The sequence below is a fragment of the Leptolyngbya sp. GGD genome (assembly GCF_026735145.1).
GTDB classification, from domain to species: Bacteria; Cyanobacteriota; Cyanobacteriia; order Leptolyngbyales; family Leptolyngbyaceae; genus Leptolyngbya; species Leptolyngbya boryana.
In genome coordinates this window covers 190,721-208,250 of the sequence record NZ_JAPQKE010000006.1, presented here as the reverse complement: position 1 = coordinate 208,250, position 17,530 = coordinate 190,721, and the positions used below count along the sequence as shown (strand labels likewise).

General features: G+C 47.5%; 19 protein-coding genes. 11 read left to right on the top strand and 8 right to left on the bottom strand.

Annotated features, from left to right (window positions below; translation table 11 throughout):
* Positions 1-194 precede the first annotated feature (194 nt).
* Complete coding sequence (locus OU814_RS24305) at positions 195-1,016, top strand: SDR family NAD(P)-dependent oxidoreductase (RefSeq protein ID WP_268242342.1); 822 nt, start codon at positions 195-197, stop codon at positions 1,014-1,016.
* Positions 1,017-1,047: 31 nt separating this feature from the next.
* On the opposite strand, the gene OU814_RS24300 is transcribed toward OU814_RS24305, so the two are convergent.
* Together OU814_RS24300 and hisB are read right to left on the bottom strand one after the other, a co-directional pair.
* Positions 1,048-1,599, bottom strand: coding sequence for a hypothetical protein (locus OU814_RS24300; protein WP_268242341.1), 552 nt, complete (start codon positions 1,597-1,599; stop codon positions 1,048-1,050).
* Positions 1,596-2,228 (bottom strand): imidazoleglycerol-phosphate dehydratase HisB, encoded by a 633-nt coding sequence (gene hisB / locus OU814_RS24295; RefSeq protein WP_017288739.1) that lies wholly within the window; start codon positions 2,226-2,228, stop codon positions 1,596-1,598. Before hisB ends, OU814_RS24300 begins: the two co-directional genes overlap by 4 nt.
* A gap of 127 nt (positions 2,229-2,355) precedes the next feature.
* Between hisB and OU814_RS24290 the strand changes: the two genes are divergently transcribed.
* The 8 genes from OU814_RS24290 (at position 2,356) to OU814_RS24255 (ending at position 9,528) form a co-directional block, all read left to right on the top strand.
* Positions 2,356-3,027 carry a HEAT repeat domain-containing protein gene (locus tag OU814_RS24290; protein WP_026148708.1) on the top strand — a complete coding sequence of 224 codons (672 nt, stop codon included), beginning with the start codon at positions 2,356-2,358 and terminating at the stop codon, positions 3,025-3,027.
* 226 nt (positions 3,028-3,253) lie between these two features.
* Positions 3,254-5,089 (top strand): polysaccharide deacetylase family protein, encoded by a 1,836-nt coding sequence (locus OU814_RS24285; RefSeq protein ID WP_268242340.1) that lies wholly within the window; start codon positions 3,254-3,256, stop codon positions 5,087-5,089.
* 175 nt (positions 5,090-5,264) lie between these two features.
* Positions 5,265-5,459, top strand: coding sequence for a heavy-metal-associated domain-containing protein (locus tag OU814_RS24280; RefSeq protein WP_017288742.1), 195 nt, complete (start codon positions 5,265-5,267; stop codon positions 5,457-5,459).
* Between the two features lie 20 nt (positions 5,460-5,479).
* Positions 5,480-7,741: a heavy metal translocating P-type ATPase gene (locus OU814_RS24275; protein WP_268242339.1), complete on the top strand. Its 2,262-nt coding sequence runs from the start codon at positions 5,480-5,482 to the stop codon at positions 7,739-7,741.
* On the top strand, positions 7,738-7,992 hold the full coding sequence (locus tag OU814_RS24270; protein WP_017288744.1) for a hypothetical protein: 255 nt from the start codon (positions 7,738-7,740) through the stop codon (positions 7,990-7,992). Before OU814_RS24275 ends, OU814_RS24270 begins: the two co-directional genes overlap by 4 nt.
* Positions 7,992-8,402: a MerR family DNA-binding protein gene (locus OU814_RS24265; protein WP_017288745.1), complete on the top strand. Its 411-nt coding sequence runs from the start codon at positions 7,992-7,994 to the stop codon at positions 8,400-8,402. The genes OU814_RS24270 and OU814_RS24265 overlap by 1 nt, the downstream gene beginning before the upstream one ends.
* Positions 8,403-8,444: 42 nt before the next feature.
* On the top strand, positions 8,445-8,795 hold the full coding sequence (locus OU814_RS24260) for a hypothetical protein (RefSeq protein ID WP_017288746.1): 351 nt from the start codon (positions 8,445-8,447) through the stop codon (positions 8,793-8,795).
* 82 nt (positions 8,796-8,877) lie between these two features.
* Entirely contained in the window at positions 8,878-9,528 is a 651-nt protein-coding gene (locus OU814_RS24255) for an HAD family hydrolase (protein ID WP_268242338.1), read from the top strand.
* Here OU814_RS24255 and OU814_RS24250 read toward each other — a convergent pair.
* On the bottom strand, positions 9,494-9,694 hold the full coding sequence (locus tag OU814_RS24250) for a hypothetical protein (protein WP_190651982.1): 201 nt from the start codon (positions 9,692-9,694) through the stop codon (positions 9,494-9,496). The two genes, OU814_RS24255 and OU814_RS24250, sit on opposite strands and share 35 nt — an antisense overlap.
* 260 nt (positions 9,695-9,954) lie before the next feature.
* Between OU814_RS24250 and ligA the strand changes: the two genes are divergently transcribed.
* Complete coding sequence (ligA, locus tag OU814_RS24245; RefSeq protein WP_268242337.1) at positions 9,955-11,976, top strand: NAD-dependent DNA ligase LigA; 2,022 nt, start codon at positions 9,955-9,957, stop codon at positions 11,974-11,976.
* A 13-nt stretch (positions 11,977-11,989) separates the two neighbouring features.
* Here ligA and OU814_RS24240 read toward each other — a convergent pair whose 3' ends face one another.
* Positions 11,990-12,412 (bottom strand): HNH endonuclease, encoded by a 423-nt coding sequence (locus OU814_RS24240; protein WP_268242336.1) that lies wholly within the window; start codon positions 12,410-12,412, stop codon positions 11,990-11,992.
* On the bottom strand, positions 12,409-12,813 hold the full coding sequence (locus tag OU814_RS24235) for a hypothetical protein (RefSeq protein ID WP_268242335.1): 405 nt from the start codon (positions 12,811-12,813) through the stop codon (positions 12,409-12,411). Before OU814_RS24235 ends, OU814_RS24240 begins: the two co-directional genes overlap by 4 nt.
* A gap of 134 nt (positions 12,814-12,947) precedes the next feature.
* Here OU814_RS24235 and OU814_RS24230 point away from each other — a divergent pair, with 134 nt between their 5' ends.
* Positions 12,948-13,469, top strand: a complete 522-nt coding sequence (locus OU814_RS24230) for a TM2 domain-containing protein (protein WP_268242334.1) — start codon at positions 12,948-12,950, stop codon at positions 13,467-13,469.
* Here OU814_RS24230 and recQ read toward each other — a convergent pair.
* The 3 genes from recQ to OU814_RS24215 all read right to left on the bottom strand — a co-directional run bounded on the left by recQ (position 13,466) and on the right by OU814_RS24215 (position 17,458).
* Positions 13,466-15,847: a DNA helicase RecQ gene (gene recQ / locus OU814_RS24225; protein WP_268242333.1), complete on the bottom strand. Its 2,382-nt coding sequence runs from the start codon at positions 15,845-15,847 to the stop codon at positions 13,466-13,468. The genes OU814_RS24230 and recQ overlap by 4 nt on opposite strands.
* 150 nt (positions 15,848-15,997) lie before the next feature.
* Positions 15,998-16,963: a cysteine synthase A gene (gene cysK, locus OU814_RS24220; protein ID WP_017288755.1), complete on the bottom strand. Its 966-nt coding sequence runs from the start codon at positions 16,961-16,963 to the stop codon at positions 15,998-16,000.
* 48 nt (positions 16,964-17,011) lie between these two features.
* Positions 17,012-17,458: an RrF2 family transcriptional regulator gene (locus OU814_RS24215; RefSeq protein WP_017288756.1), complete on the bottom strand. Its 447-nt coding sequence runs from the start codon at positions 17,456-17,458 to the stop codon at positions 17,012-17,014.
* Positions 17,459-17,530 lie beyond the last annotated feature (72 nt).

Sequence of the window (17,530 nt, the reverse complement as noted above, 5' to 3'; positions counted from 1 at the left end):
AAAACGCTTTCTGCTTCTCAATTTCTGAGTCGAGTTTATAAATTGCCTTGGATAACGCTATCTCCCTATGGGGCGAACCTTGTCTCTGTCGTAAAGACGGTAATATTGATTGCAAAATCCTCAGATCTGACAAAAGTGGGACGTATTTGTACCCATTCCCATCACACTAAAAATAGTTCTCATGTTTAAGGTTTATGGCTTCTACTGTTCTGATTACTGGCGCATCTCAAGGCATTGGTAAAGCAACTGCCCTTCAGTTTGCTCGAAATGGCTACAGCGTAATTATGGCTGCTCGAAATATCGATCGCTTAAACGCAGCGGCTGAAGAAGTCAAGGCGATTGGTCAGAGCGTTACTGCGATTCCAACTGATACTCGCAATCCAGAACAAGTTCAGAAGCTCATTGATCAGTCGATCGCGCAGTACGGCACGATCGATGTCCTCGTCAACAATGCGGGTGTGTATAGTTCAGGTCCAGCCGATAGTTTCTCACTAGAAGATTGGCATACAGTGATTGATACAAATCTTTGGGGGTATATTCACACAATTCAAGCTCTACTCCCGCACATGCTGGCTCAAGGTCGCGGCATGATTGTGAATGTTGCATCCGTGGGTGGGAAGGTTCCTATTCCCTATCTTGTGCCTTATTCGACGAGTAAATTTGCCGTGACTGGGCTGACTCAGAGTTTACAGTCTGAGCTTTCGCCGAAAGGGATTACTGTCTGTGGCATTTATCCGAGTCTGATCAAAAGTGATCTGATGGAGCGAGCGATTTTTCGCGGCAAGGATGAGGAAGATGCGATCGCACGCCGTAAGCAGTTAGAGCAGGTTTTGAGTGTTCCTGTGGTTGAGAAGCCAGAAGACGTAGCAAAGGCGATTTGGACAGCGGTCAAACATCGGAAAACGGATGTCATGGTCGGTTCTGCAAATATGTCACTGCTCTCAAGCCGCTTGTTCCCAGGCTTTTTACAATGGGCGATGCGGCGAACCTTTAAGAACAGTGACAAAGATTACTAAAGAACAATCCTGAGCAAGAGAGATTGAAATCCTAATTCGGCTGCTTTGGCGGGGTTCCGATCAGTTGAAACGAATTGAGAAAGACATTAATGCTTGTCGCCAGTCCTCGCTGCTGATTTTCCTGTGTCGTGGTGACATTGATAAAGTAAGCACGACGATCGACGAGATAAACCCGCCATTTTGCCACCATATTATCTGGCAGCTTAAAGTTCATTTCCCGTCCTGGGAACTCACCCAGTTTAATCGTGCGAAATGATAGGAGTTCGGCTTGTCCACGCGCTGCTCCTCGACGAATCCCTTCATAGACTTCGTTTTGCAGCTTTTTGTCCTCTCCGGGAGCAGCAGGTAAATTGAGAACTCCTACGGCATACCGTACCGATTCTGCATCTCGAATCAGTTCAAATTGGGTCAGTCCACTTTGTTTGCGCTCAGTCGGTGTACCGGGCATGACAATAGAAAAGCCATGACTCTTGGATGTGAATCGTTTCCAGATGCTCTCTTGAGCGCTGACCGATCGCATTTCGACGATAGGCGATCCCAACACCAGCGCCAATCCCACTCCTACTTGCCAGCCTCGCATCACAGCACACCCTTTGAACTGGGAATTTCATGTGCCCGTCGTGGATCGATTTCTACTGCCATTCGCAGCGATCGCGCAAATGCCTTAAACGTCGCTTCAATAATGTGATGCGAATTGATTCCATCAAGTTGGCGAAGGTGCAGCGTCATTTGAGCATGATTGATCACTGCCACAAAAAACTCTCGCACAAGCTGCGTATCATAGGTTCCCACCCGTTGCGTTGGAATCTCTAAGCCATAGCTCAGATGCGGACGACCTGAAAAATCAAGTGCAACTTGGATCAGTGCTTCGTCCAAAGGCGCAACGAAATGCCCAAACCGAACAATGCCTTTACGGTCGCCTAACGCTTTCGCGATCGCCATCCCCAACGTAATCCCGACATCCTCATTTGTATGGTGATCATCGATTTCGATATCGCCCGTTGCTTGCACATCGAGATCAATCAATCCATGCGATGAGATTTGGTGCAGCATATGATCGAGAAACGGAATCCCTGTTTTGGCAACGCATTTTCCGGTGCCATCGAGATTGACGGTCACTTGCACATCAGTTTCACCCGTCTTACGAGAGACAGAAGCAATCCGGGCAACCGAAAACGTCGAAGAAAGGGAGGGTCGATCGCTAGTCTGCATAGTGGCAATCCAAAACGTAAAGCAAATCCCATTATAGATTTGTTCGGGAAGCCTCCCTTCATAGAGGCGGCACAGAACTCGGAATTCTGTCACAATGAAAATGCAATTTTTAAGTTTTGTAAAAAATATGAGTCTCAGCCTCAACCAAATCGCTCAGCAACTCGACAGTGACAGTACCCGCGATCGCATGGTAGCGCTTGCCAATCTGCGAGACATTCCGGCTGAGGACGCTGTGCCCTTGATTAAAAAAGTCTTGAATGATCAGAGTTTACAAATTCGATCGATGGCTGTGTTTGCGTTAGGAATTAAGCAAACCGATGAAAGTTTTCCGATCCTCCTCAATATTCTCGAAACCGAATCGGACTACGGGATTCGCGCAGATGCGGCTGGAGCATTGGGCTATTTAGAAGACATCAGAGCCTTTGAGCCATTGGTGCGACTGTTTTATGAAGATACCGACTGGCTTGTGAGATTTAGTGCAGCCGTTGCCTTGGGGAATTTGAAAGATGCACGGGCGAAACAAGTGCTGATGGAGGCATTAGACAGCGAAGAAATTGTCGTACAGCAAGCTGCGATCGCGGCTTTGGGAGAGATTAAAGCCGTCGATGCGGTCAACGCAATTTTGCGCTTCGCTCAATCTGAAGATTGGTTGATTCGTCAACGATTGGCAGAGGCATTGGGAAATATGCCCAGCGAGAAGAGTCTGTCTGCTTTGAAATATTTGGAAAAAGACGGTAATCCGAATGTGGCAGCAGCGGCTCGTGTCGCGCTAGAGCGTTTGAGTACTGAAAATATTTGAGTACTGAAAATATTTGAGCGCTGAAAACATTTGAGTGCTGAAAATATTTGCGTTTGTGTCTCAGTGAATTCTATACAAGTTGTTCAAGGCAGAGATTTTTCACCGGATTGGGAGAGACTAGCAGGGAAATGATTGACAAGCATCCCTCTCGTTGTGTAATTTGCATGACTTAGGGATGCAAGTCAAATCGAGTATATAGTTCAAGTGACCTTCCCCTGACCTCACCATGAAAAAATCCCCTTGGACTCGTTTGTTGGGCTTCTCGAAACAGATCGCTCCTAAAGCTGGCTGGCAATTTCTAGCCGTTGGGAGTTTACCGCTTCTGGTTGGGGCAGGTGCGATCGTTGCTTCAGGAAATCGCTGGTTGCCAACTGAAGTGGCTCCCCAGATTTCATCGCTGACTCCCACGTTCTTAGCCAACGAGCCGCCGCAACTCAACTCTAGTTTGAGTGTCGCCATTGCTCCCGTTTGTGCCCAGGGGACGCAATTGGGATATCAAGCATCCACATCAATTCCCACTGATTTCAAACCAACGACATTCAGAGCCAAATCATCTGAATTTGCGAAAGATTGGCAAGCAAAACTCGCAGAAGCACCGTTTCCGCAAATCAATCCAAGAGCGCGATTGGCGAAAGTTCCGATCCTGATGTATCACGACATTGTGGCGGAGAAAGAAGTTTTTTTTGATGTGACTCCTCAAGAGTTTGAGGCACATCTAAAATTGATTCAACAAAATGGGTTGACTCCGATTAGCTTGGTTCAACTCGTCGAACATTTGAAAACTGGGATTCCTTTGCCTGCTAAGCCAGTCGTTCTCACCTTTGATGATGGTTACTTAGGACATTATAAATATGTCTATCCTTTATTGAAGAAGTACGGGTATCCGGGTGCGTTTTCGATTTATCCTGCCAAAATTGACAAACCTAGAGGTCGTCCGGGGATGAATTGGGCGCAGATTCAGGAGATGGCGGCTGATCCGTTAATCACGATCGCATCGCACAGTGTCAATCATCCAGCGGATTTACGCGAGATTAAGGATGATGCAAAGTTAGCGTTTGAGATGACCGAATCGAAACGGATGCTCGAAGCCAAGCTAGGGATTCCGATTCGATATTTTGTCTATCCAGAAGGCAAGAACGACGAGCGAGTTCAACAAGCTGCGATCGCGGCGGGGTATCAAGCGGCTTGGACAATGAGCGACGAGGCAAACTTGTTTGCAGCGGAGTCTGAGAACTTATTCAATATTTCACGGATTGGACAGTCCCAAACTGAGAAAGTGATCGCCGAAGCCAACGGCGGACCTGCCATGACTTTCTTCAAAAATGGTCTGAATTTCAGCGCACCTGTGGAGTTGACTAAGACCACCGTGAATAAAGTGCCCTTGATTTTGGCAGCCGGTGGAAAACCGACGACGATTCATGCGAAAACTCGGGCGCAGGTCGTAGAAATTAAGCAGGGAACGCCTGCGATCGCGGCAGTTGATGGGGGCTTTTTCTCGCTGGAATTTCTCGATTCTAATAAGATGATTGGACCTGTGATGAGTTCTGCAACTGGCGAATTCGTTGCGGCTCCTCAAGGATCACTCTCCAAATTAGAAGGGCGACCGCTCGTGTTAATTAACGATCAAACGATTCGATATATCCCGTTTAATCCGTTGAAACACAACACGCGTGAGGGAGTCGAGGCAGAATTGCTTGGGGTGAAAGATGCATTTGTAGCAGGAGCTTGGTTAGTCAAAGATGGCAAACCTCAGTCGGCAGAGACATTCAGAGGATTGTTTGGCTTTGATGCAGAGCGCGATCGCGCGTTCTGGGGAATTGATCAAGCTGATCGTCCGGTTGTCGGAGTTTCGGGTGATTATGTTAACTCCGTGAATCTCGGTGAAGCGCTGGCAAAAGCAGGATTGCGAGAAGCCGTGATGCTCGATTCGGGAGCCAGTGCCGCGCTGGCATTCAAAGGGGAGTCGATGATGAGCTATACGCCCCGCCCAGTCCCTCATATTGTGGCATTGATGCCGCCTGTACAAACAGATTCGGCTTGTCAAACGGCTGCAAAGCCCTAGGGTTAGAAAGTAGTGCATCAAATTGAAAAGAAGGCTGTTGTTCTGAATTCCAGAATGGCAGCCTTCTTTCTCATGCTTCAGACAGAATCTAAAAAAATAACTTGACTCTCCAGCCCACTAGAGATTTCAGAATGATCATATAAAGATTCCAAATTTCAGTTCAGGAGTTTGATTCATGTCCTTACAACTTACGGTTCCGAATATGGCGTGTTCTGCTTGTAGCGATACGATTACCAGCGCGATCAAATCGATCGATCCAACTGCGATCGTGACCGCTGATCCCAAAACTAAACTTGTCCAAATCGAGACGCAGGCTTCAGAAACTGCTGTAAAACAAGCGATTACGGATGCAGGTTACACGGTTGCTTAGTTCTTTTCCTAATTTGTCTTATGGAAACCACCACGCTTAAACTTCAAGGCATGAGTTGTGCCGCCTGCGCGAAGAATATTGAAGATGCGATTCGCTCAGTCGAGGGTGTCAATGAGTGCAGCGTCAATTTTGGCGCAGAGCAAGCCACGATCGCTTACGATTCTCGCAAAACCAATCTAGCTGAGATTCAGCAAGCTGTTGATGACGCAGGTTATTCTGCTCAGCCGATGCAAGAGAATGTGCTAGCGGATGAAGAGGATGCAGACCAGCGAGAACGACAAGTTCAAAATCGCAAGTTGCGCCGCAAAGTCTGGGTCGCTTGCATCATCAGCGCTGTGTTGGTGATCGGGTCGCTTCCTGCCATGCTCGGACTGCCGATTCCCTGGATTCCGATGGAGTTGCATGATCCACTGACTCAGTTGATATTGACAACGCCTGTGCTGTTTTGGTGTGGTGCGTCTTTTTTTATCCATGCCTGGAAAGCTCTGAAGCGACACACTGCGACGATGGATACCTTGGTTGCGATCGGGACGGGTTCTGCTTACCTATATTCTCTATTTCCAACGTTTTTTCCACAGTGGTTTATCGCTCAAGGGCTTGCTCCAGATGTTTACTTTGAAGCGGCATGTGTGATTATTGCGCTGCTTTTACTAGGTCGGTTGTTAGAACATCGTGCTAAAGGACGCACTTCTGAGGCGATTCGTAAACTGATTGGGTTGCAGGCAAGAACAGCGCGCGTGATTCGCCAAGGACAGGAGATGGATGTCCCGATCGCGGAAGTGACGGTCGGAGATCTCGTGATTGTGCGTCCTGGTGAAAAGATTCCGGTCGATGGGGAGATTATTGAAGGTCGATCGACGATCGAGGAATCGATGGTTACAGGTGAAAGTGTGCCTGTGAGTAAACAAGTTGGCGATGAGGTGATTGGAGCGACTTTAAATAAAACAGGTCGCTTTATCTTCAGTGCAACACGAGTGGGCAAAGATACTTTTCTCGCTCAGATTGTGAAACTGGTGCAACAAGCACAAGGCTCAAAAGCTCCGATTCAACGCTTGGCAGACCAAGTGACCGGATGGTTCGTTCCGGTGGTGATAGCCATTGCGATCGCAACGTTTATTCTCTGGTACAACGTCATGGGCAATGTGACGATGGCGTTGATTCCGACAGTTGGCGTGCTTATTATTGCCTGTCCCTGTGCATTAGGTTTAGCAACTCCGACCTCGATTATGGTCGGTACGGGTAAAGGTGCAGAGAATGGCATCTTAATCAAAGGAGCAGAGAGTTTAGAACTGGCGCATAAACTACAAACAATCGTTCTCGACAAAACTGGAACAATTACCCAAGGGAAACCAACGGTCACGGATTTTGTTACGGTTCGAGGGACTGCGAATCGTAATGAATTAAATCTGCTCCGTTTAGCTGCTGCGATCGAGCAAAACTCAGAACATCCCTTAGCAGAAGCAGTCGTGCACTATGCACAAGCTCAAACTGTCGAACTCATGAGCGCTCAAGACTTTGAAGCGATCGCGGGAAGTGGAGTTCAAGGTTATGTCGCGGATCAACTGATTCAGATTGGCACACATCGCTGGATGACAGAATTAGACATTGAGACGAGCATTTTGCGATCGCAGTGGGATCGACTCGAATCACTGGGCAAAACGGTTGTCTGGATTGCGGTCGATCGCCAAGTTGAAGCAATTATGGGGATCGCAGATGCGGTAAAACCTTCGTCGATTTCTGCAATTCGTGCTTTACAAAAGCTCGGCTTAGAAGTCGTCATGCTGACGGGAGACAATCGCCGGACTGCTGATGTGATTGCACGCGAGGTGAATATTCAGCGGGTGTTTGCAGAAGTCCGCCCTGATGAAAAAGCTGCAACTGTTGAAACTTTGCAATCTGAAGGCAAAATTGTTGCGATGGTGGGTGATGGCATCAATGATGCGCCTGCTCTTGCACAAGCAGATGTGGGAATCGCGATCGGAACCGGAACCGATGTTGCGATCGCGGCGAGTGATATCACTCTAATTTCTGGGGACTTACAAGGCATTGTGACTGCCATTCAACTCAGTCGTGCCACGATTCGCAACATTCGGCAGAATCTGTTCTTCGCGTTTATCTATAACGTGGCAGGCATTCCGATCGCAGCAGGCATTCTCTATCCGTTCTTCGGTTGGTTGCTCAGCCCAATTATTGCAGGAGCAGCGATGGCATTTAGCTCTGTTTCCGTGGTTACGAACGCGCTCCGACTTCGCAATTTTCAACCCAAGCCCTTTGGAAGATGAAAAACACACTCATTGCTATTTTAGGATTACTTTTGATGAATCGTGCAGTGGCTCAAACTCCTCACAACATGGAAATGCAGCCTGCTCAAACTGGACAGTTCCATCGCATCGAACAGCCGCTTGAGAATAAAGCGATCGTCACTTTAGGCGGGATAGGATTAATCAGTCTAGAACTGTGGTGGTTCCTATCGAGCAAACCTAAACGTCGCAAGGGTTCGCCTCAAAGCGAAATTCAAACAGGAGAGAACTAATGTTGGTTCAAGAGGACGCAAAACTGATTGGTACAGTTGCAAGAGAAAGCGGAATTCCGATTAAAACAATCCGCTACTACGAGGAGCTAGGCTTACTCAAAACTGTAGGCAGAACAGAAGGCGGATTTCGATTATTTAGCGCGGATGTATTCACTCGTCTAAATTTCATCAAGCGGGCGCAACATTTGGGCATGAGTCTATCGGAGATTCATGAGTTTTTAGAAGTACACGATCAAGGAGATCTGCCATGTGAGCGGGTTCAGCAGGCGCTCAAAGGTAAATTGAGTGACATCGATCGCCAAATTCAGCAACTCCAAATACTCAAGCAGGAATTAGAAGAATTACTCGCACAGCAAGCCACAAATTCTGCTGCAACCATTTGTCCAATCATTGAAAGTGAATCGAATTGATCAACTTAAGCTAAGCTTGTTTGTAGCGCAATTTCATTTCCGATGAGCCTTCAGGAACAAATTCAACAACAGCGAGTAAAACACATCATCAGTAGCTATCAGTTAGATAGCGAAAACATTGAGCTGTGCCAAGACTGTTTGACCGAATTGTTACAACTGTATCCGCCTGCCTTGATCGAACTGGCACTGGTCGAAATTCTGGTGCAAAACTGGGTGAAAGTTCCCATGACCCGAGGAATTGAGTTTTTTCAGCAAGTTCAAGCGTTATTGCACCATTGGCAGGCGAATCAGATCGCGATTTCGTTTACGCCAACTGAATTTCAACAAGTTACTGGCTTAGATGCCACTCCAATTTTCGGTGTCCCTTCAACGCGCTCGATCGCTCAGTGCTAAGCCAAAAAATATCCGCTGAATAGATGGCTAGTTGTGCCGATTCACGCTATCCTTAGCCGTGAAGTTTTGTGAAGGTACGATCGTGCAATCGCTAAAGGCTATTCTCTACGACTTAGATGGAACGATCGCAGATACTGACCCGATTCATTTTATTGCCTGGCAGGACTGTCTCAAAGAATTCGGCATTGAGATCACCGAAACCTTCTATAAGCAGGAAATGAGCGGCAGTACGAACCCGCGCCTGATCGCCAAATTCTTACCTCAGTTAAGTGCTGCTGAGGGTGAAGCCCTTTCAGAACAAAAAGAAGCCCGGTTTCGTGCGCTTGCGCAGCAATTACCGCTCACTCCCGGCTTGATGGATCTGATCGACTGGGCAAAACAGCGGCATATCCAGCAAGCAGTGGTGACGAATGCACCCGGTAAGAATGCTGAGTTTATGCTGAAGGCTTTGCAATTAGATGATGTGTTCGATCGCGTCATTCTGGCGGAAGAAGTCGGCATCGGCAAGCCTGATCCCGCACCGTACACTTATGCATTGAAACAATTTGGACTCGAACCCGATCAAGCGATCGCGTTTGAGGATTCACCTCTGGGGATCCAATCTGCGATCGCTGCCGGAATTTTGACCGTTGGTATCGCATCGACTCAAACCCCAAAGGATTTAAAACACATGGGAACCACGCTGGCGATTCAGGACTTTACTGCTCCAGAACTTTGGGCGCTGCTTGATTAGGGGTGTTTGGGATTCCCCACTGATCTGCGATCGCATCTGACCACGTTACGTCAGGAGCAATCTCTTCTAAACTCACAAATGCATCAAACATGCCACCAGCTTCTGAAATAGGGGTTTCTTCGGATTCAGGTTTGGGGGCGCGTGGAATTTCGGATGGGGGGTTCATACACATTTTCCAGAACGAATCGGGACCTTAACAACGTTCTTTGCTCAATCTGGTATCACCCTTCTGTAATCGTACTGAGACAGAGTACATGCGTCAATCCTGTCTCAGTCTTATTTTTTCATCCTCAAATTTTCAGCTTGCTTGAGCTTAATCAACGAAAATAGTACTAAAATACTGAAGCTTTTGACATCATTTTCCTGGTAGAGGAGTGATTTTAGCAAGTAAACTATGCTCTGATTGAGATTGGCAGAGGAAAAGGCATGGATTCAGTCGCACAGTTGACCCCGGAAACTCAGCAGCGTGTCCAAGAACTTAGACGCTTGTTACAGCAGGCAAGTTATGACTATTACGTGCTAGATGCGCCGACGATCGAAGATTCGGTCTACGATCAGCTTTACCGCGAACTACAAACGATCGAGTCGCACTACCCAGAACTGATTACCCCAGACAGTCCGACGCAACGAGTCGGAGAACGTCCTGCTAGCCACTTCACTTCGGTCAAGCACAATATTCCACTCTATAGCTTAGAAAATGCCTTCGGAAATGCCGACTTAGCTACCTGGGAACAGCGTTGGCGGAAAGTTGCGCCCGATGTGACTGAATTTGAGTATGTCTGCGAACTGAAAATTGATGGCAATGCCTTGGCGCTGACGTATGAAAATGGGCTGCTCGTGCGGGGTGCGACCCGTGGAGATGGGACGACCGGAGAAGAAATTACTCAGAATGTGCGGGCGATTCGGTCTGTGCCGCTGCGCCTGAATTTAGAAAATCCGCCGCCTGTGGTCGAAGTTCGAGGCGAGGCATTTCTTTCTCTCGACTCGTTCGAGCAGATTAACTGCGATCGCGAAAAAGCCGGAGAATCACTTTTCGCCAATCCCCGCAATGCGGCTGCCGGAACCTTACGCCAGCTTGATTCTAAAATCGTCGCCCAGCGTCGGCTCGATTTCTTTGCTTACACGCTGCATGTTCCAGGTGAACTAGAAACGCAATGGCAGGCTTTAGAACTCTTACGAGAAATGGGATTCCGAGTCAATCCAGAACGAGAAAAGTGTGCTGATTTACAAGCTGTTCAGGACTATTGCGATCGCTGGTCAATCGATCGTACTCAACTCCGCTATATGACAGATGGAGTTGTGATCAAACTCAATTCGTTTGCCCTGCAAACTCGACTTGGATTTACCCAGAAATTTCCACGTTGGGCGATCGCGCTGAAATATCCGGCAGAAGAAGCTCCGACAATTTTAGAAAATATTAGTGTCAATGTTGGACGAACAGGCGCGATTACACCCGTTGCCGAACTAAAACCTGTGCAATTAGCAGGCACAACAGTATCGCGAGCAACCTTGCATAATCGCGATCGCATTGCCGAACTCGATTGTCGCATTGGCGATACTGTGATTGTTCGCAAAGCAGGAGAAATTATTCCTGAAGTCGTGCGAGTGCTGACCGAATTGCGTCCTGAGAATGCCCGACTGTTTGAAATGCCAACTCATTGCCCGGAGTGCCATGAGCCTGTTGTGAAACCCGAAAATGAGGCGGTAACGCGATGTATTAATGCGTCTTGTCCTGCGATCTTACGCGGTGCATTAACGCACTGGGCAAGCCGTGACGCATTAGATATCAACGGCGTAGGCGAGAAATTAGTAGCTCAACTCGTGGATCAAAATCTCGTGAATTCGGTTGCTGGACTGTACGATTTAACGATCGAGAAACTCCTGACGCTAGAACGCATGGGCAAAAAATCCGCCGAGAAGATTGTCAAAGCAATCCAAGACTCCAAATCTCAGCCCTGGTCACGAGTGTTGTACGGGTTAGGCATTCGGCATGTTGGCAGTGTGAACGCTCAAACTTTGACCCAGTCGTTTCCGAGTGTGGAAGAGTTAGCAGCAGCAACACCTGAGCAGATTTCAGCCGTGCCAGGATTTGGATCTGAGATTGCCCAATCGGTCTCGCAGTGGTTTCAGAATCATGGTAATCAGGAACTCATCGATCGCTTACGACAAGCCGAAATTCAACTCAAAGGCGAAGTTGTACCAGTTGCTCAAGTTGAGACAGCAATTTCAGGAAAAACCTTTGTGATTACTGGAACTTTGCCGACCCTGAAGCGGGATGAAGCACAAGCCTTGATTCAGAAAGCAGGCGGTAAAGTAACGGATTCTGTGAGTAAGAAGACAGATTACTTAGTTGCTGGAGAGAAGGCAGGCTCGAAACTGGAAAAGGCGCAAACGTTAGGAGTCTCAATCCTTTCGGAAGCGGATCTAGTTCAACTCATCCAGGGGTAAAGTAAAAATTGCTTTAGGTTGGAGTATAAACCACTCCAGTGGCAAGCCATAATGGGCGCTCCTTTAGAATGGCGCTGCGATTGAGTTGAAGTAGACGAATTGTTGTTCGTGCGCGATCGCTTAAAGGCAAGAGTTCAGATCCTTCTAGTCGAAAATGCTCTCGCCAGCGATCGCGCCTTGGATTGTAAAGTGCAGTCACTTCGTCGGTTTCTGGATCGATAGAAGCAATATCGCTGCCTTTAATCGTGTTGCAAATCTTGCACGCGATCGCGAGATTATCTTCTGTCGTTTTGCCGCCATGCTTTTCTGCAATCACATGATCGATTTCATGGACACTAAGGGAGAAAAGTTCTGGACGCAAACAGTATTCACAACATCCTCTGCTCCGTTCTGTTACTCTACGTCGCAATTCAGCAGGAACGTAAGTTTTGCTCATGCGATCGCTTGGGAATTCAGTTTGAGATAAGCTTTTGCTTTCGCCATGCTGATGACATGCTCTAGATATTCGTATTGTTGCCAGAGTTGCTTTTCTTGGGGAGTTAGCGATTCGGCTCTATGTTTTTCAGAAAGTTGATCGATTTGAGCTTGCAGCGTTTCTGAGGGGCGCAATGCAAGAATCTCTTCGGGAGTTGGAAGATTCGCGAGAAATTCTAGAACTTCTGCAAAGCCTGTAAATCCAGCTTGCGGTCTGGCAGTCAGTTCATCGAGTCCCACTTCTAGAACTTGAGGCAAGCTTTGCTCTTGAGCATTGAGGCGCGTTAGCAGCGCTTCAGGAAGGTCGATCGTAATTTGCATGGAAGTTGAAATTGGATCAAGGATTGAATCGCTTAACCGCATAAAGGCTGATTGTTCTTAGAGTTTACACCAATGCTTAAAAGTGAGATCGGTTCAAGTAGTGGGGAAAGCGACCACGGCATCGAACAGACCTGAAATTCTCGCTATCATAGCGGCAGTGAAGTGCGATCAACGCTATGAACAAAGTCGGAACAGCCTATGTTCTATGGTTAGGCGGATTAGTGGGTCTATCTGGACTGCACCGCCTTTACAATGGTCAGACTGCAACAGGATTTCTTTGGCTTGGCACATTTGGGCTGTTCGGCTTTGGGCAATTATTTGATCTGCTTCTCATTCCCAAAATGGTCGAAGTTCACAATGCTCGTCTTGGAGAACAGTACAGACCGCTAATAGAGCAAAACCCGATCGCACTGAAAATCGAGCAGATCACATTGCAATCTTCCAAATTTGCAGCGATGCGATCGCCAAAGCTCTTTGATTCGATGGAATCGATGTCTCGGCAGCAAGCGACGATCGAGCTTTTAAAAGCAGCAGAATCGAGAGGTGGAAAGCTGTCTGTGACTCAAGGCGTAATGGCAACCGGACTGAGTTTTCAGCAGGTTGAAACCTTACTGAAAGAAATGCTAAACAGTGGTTATCTTGAAATCGGCAATGATCCAGAAACAGGAATTGTCCTCTACGAATTCAAAGAACTTTAGTGATTCTGAATATTCCACCACGATCGCATTAACCGAATTTCATCCCAACCGTAAGTATCACCTAAGCGATCGCGCAGTTTAGACAGCGAGAAATCATCTGCTTGCTGAATCGCTTCGAGAATTTTTGCTTGGCGATCGCGCGCAACTAAGCGATCGAGATCCACTGGATATTTCATCTCAATCAAATCTGCCAAATGCGTCATCACGGTACTTAAACGAATTTTGCGCTCCTCTGCAATCTCTGAAGGCTTCATGCCCTGCTGGAAGAGTTCCAGCGTATAAAGCTGCGTATAAGTTGCTTCATTCGCAGCAGGCGGAACTGGAGCAGAATCGAGCTTTGTCACATGGTTCTCTAATTTTGTAATCTTGGCTTCTGAAGTCGGCTCGATCTCGATCGGCAACCCATTATCTACTCGAAACTCTCGAATCTCTGCTAAAAAGACATCTCCATACTGTGCCAGCTTGCGCGTTCCCACCCCAGAAATATTGAGAAAATGCTGGCGCGTCTGCGGTTGTTGCTGTGCCATGAGCCGCAAACTTGCATTCGAGAAAACCACATACGGCGGCACAGATTGTTCGTCTGCTAGACGTTTGCGGAGTTTTTGCAAGCGCTCAAAGAGTTCTTCGGATTCAGGCGTATCAACTGCAACAGTTTGAGCAATCGTCAGCGCAGGTTTAGCTTTATCGATCGCGATGTGAACCTTTCTCTCTGATCGCAACACTTCCCAACTTAAATCATTGAGTTTTAGCACAGAGTAACCATCCGTTGATTCGTCTACTAGACGTTGATGAATCAGCGATCGACCTAGCATCTTCCAATCATCGGCACTGATATCTTTCCCAATCCCGTAAGTGCTCAGCGTATCGTGCTTATTGTCAAGAACGCGTTTACTTTTAGACCCGCGTAGTACATCAATCGTATGCACCATGCCAAACGTGCGCCCTCGTTGAGCAAATCGTGCGATACAAGAAAGAAATTTCTGCGCTTCAACCGTCCAATCTTCAACAGGTTTCGGGAACTTACAGTTATCACAGTTATCGCACTGACCTGCAAAGTCTTCACCAAAGTAAGAAAGCTGAATCGTGCGACGACAATCGGTTGCTTCTGCATAGTTAATGACGCGCCGCAATTGTTGAGTCGCAATGCGTTGTTCATCTTCGAGAGCTTCACCCGTGTTGGGGTCTACTTTCTGAGAAATGATGTATTCGATCGTTTTTACATCGGCATAGCTATAAAACAAGGTGCAAGTCGAAGGTTCTCCATCTCGTCCGGCTCGTCCTGATTCTTGATAGTAACCTTCAATGTTTTTGGGAATGTCGTAGTGAATTACAAATCGCACATCCGGCTTATTAATGCCCATCCCAAATGCGATCGTCGCGACCATCACTCTCACATCATCTCGAATGAAACGAGTTTGATTATCTTGGCGCGTTTCCGCATTGAGTCCAGCATGATAAGGCAGTGCTGCAATGCCATCTTGCTTTAACCGAGCTGCAATCTCTTCGACTCGTTTCCGACTTAAACAATAAATAATTCCGGCTCCGGGCGTTTCTTTGATCTGCTGAACAACCTCGGCATAAGCCGTTTTCGTCTTTGGGCGAACTTCATAGTACAAGTTACTACGATTAAAGCTCGAAACATTCACTCGCGGCTGATGTAAGTTCAACTGCTGCACAATGTCATCTCGGACTCGATGCGTTGCAGTCGCAGTTAAAGCAATGATGGGAATGTTCGGATAGCGCGATCGTAAAGTACTCAGTTGCCGATACTCAGGGCGAAAGTCATGCCCCCACTCTGAAACACAGTGCGCTTCATCGATCGCAAAGGCTGAAATCCCCACTCGCTCTACGATGTGCGGCATCACTCCTTGAAGAAAATCCTCACTCAGCAACCGCTCTGGTGCAACATAAAGCAGTTTAATTCTGCCTTCCATCACCGCTCGACCTCGCGATCGCCGCTCCTCTGCTGACAAACTACTATTCAGAAATGTTGCTGAAATCCCATTGTCTCGTAAGAGTTCAACTTGATCCTGCATCAATGCAATCAGCGGCGAAACAACAATCATCAATCCTGGTTTGAGCAAGGCTGGCAGTTGAAAACAAATCGACTTCCCGCCGCCTGTTGGCATAATCACCAACTGATCTCGATTTGCCAAAACATGTTCAATGATCTCGCGCTGACCCGGACGAAAACTGTCATACCCAAAGTAATGTTTTAGCGCCTCTTCTAACGAAGGCGAATCGAGCGAAATCGATAAAGACGTAGACATGACTTTGAGAAGAGAGAACAGGATTGCCAAAATGCCCCAAACGCCGAAGCGCTGCAACTGCAACAGAATAGCAGTACTAATCCAGCTTAACAAGAGATACGATCGCATCTCTTCTGATCGCTAGTAGTACAAGATATTTCCTTCCAGCAAAGTAGATGGTCGCAACATGTGTAGAACGCAATCAATTACGTCTCTATGCATGTTGCGACCATTGGTAAATCTCTTGCATCGGCTACGATTGGGTCGAGCCGAAAACCCTTATCCATTCAACATGGACGGCATCGTCAACTCTGGATCTTGGAACAGCGCTGTACTTAAATATCGCTCTCCAAAACTCGGCTGAATCATCACGATCAGCTTGCCATCATTCTCCGGGCGCTTCCCGATCTCGATCGCTGCTTTTAAAGCGGCTCCACTGGAAATTCCTGACAGTAATCCTTCTTCTCTTGCCAACCGCCGACTATACGCGATCGCATCTTCATCTGACACTGAAATCACTTCATCAATCAGATTCACATTCAGTACAGGTGGAATAAACCCTGCCCCAATTCCTTGAATTTTATGCGGCCCTGGACGACCACCGGAGAGTACAGGACTATTAGAAGGTTCAACTGCGATCGCTTTAAAACTTGGCTTGCGTTGCTTAATCACCTCAGCAACTCCTGTGATCGTTCCGCCTGTTCCAATTCCCGCTACAACAAAATCAACCTCGCCTTCTGTGTCTTCCCAAATCTCCGAAGCCGTCGTCTCACGGTGGATTTGAGGATTCGCAGGGTTGCGAAACTGCTGCAACATATAAGCATGAGGCGTCGTATCGACAATCTGCTGCGCGCGTTGGATACAACCTGCCATCCCTTCGATTCCCGGAGTCAACTCCAACTCCGCACCATAAGCTCTCAGCATGGCTCGCCGCTCCGAACTCATCGTTTCCGGCATCGTCAAAATCAGTCGGTAGCCTTTTGCAGCCGCAGCCATCGCCAACGCAATTCCTGTATTTCCCGAAGTCGGCTCGACTAAAACTGTTTTGCCAGGAGAAATCAATCCTTCTCGTTCCGCCGCCAAAATCATATTAATTCCGATTCGATCTTTGACTGAAGCCGAAGGATTCATGCCCTCGAGCTTGGCAACGATTCGCGCGACACATCCTTCGGCTTGAGGAATGCGATTCAGTTGGACAAGAGGAGTGTGTCCAATCAAAGCTGTAACATTCTGAGCAATCCGCATAGAGAAAAATATGGGTAAATGACGCAATCTCTTACGTCTGGGCAAAAATTAAATGTAATACATGAAGTCCAATTGACGACGCGCATCTCGCCGTTCACACAAATCTTTCAGCGTATATTTCTGAAAGACAGCATTTGCGGCTTCTTGAGCTTCGTGCCAAATTTCACAAATGACTGCTCCTTCGAGCGTTTTACCAGATTTTAGCGCCGTCTCTTGATCGATCGGCTGCGTATCAAATCCTTCTAAACATGCCAAGATCTCAAACAGCGTAATTTTCCACGGCTCTCTTGCTAACAGATAACCCCCTTTCGCACCCCGCTGCGATCGCACAATCCCACCCCGCCGCAACATCGCCAACAGTTGCTCTAAATAGCGATCGGGAATATTTTGTTGAACAGAAATTTGCCGAATTTGGAGCGGCTCTTTGCTCTCGTAAGCGATCGCGAGTTCAATCAGCGCAAGCAGGGCATATTCGCTTTTACAGGAAATCTCCACGGGCACACTCAGGTAAACAGATGATTTCAGATCGAGTTGAAGGCTCTTTCTCCTAGTATACTCCGGTTATCC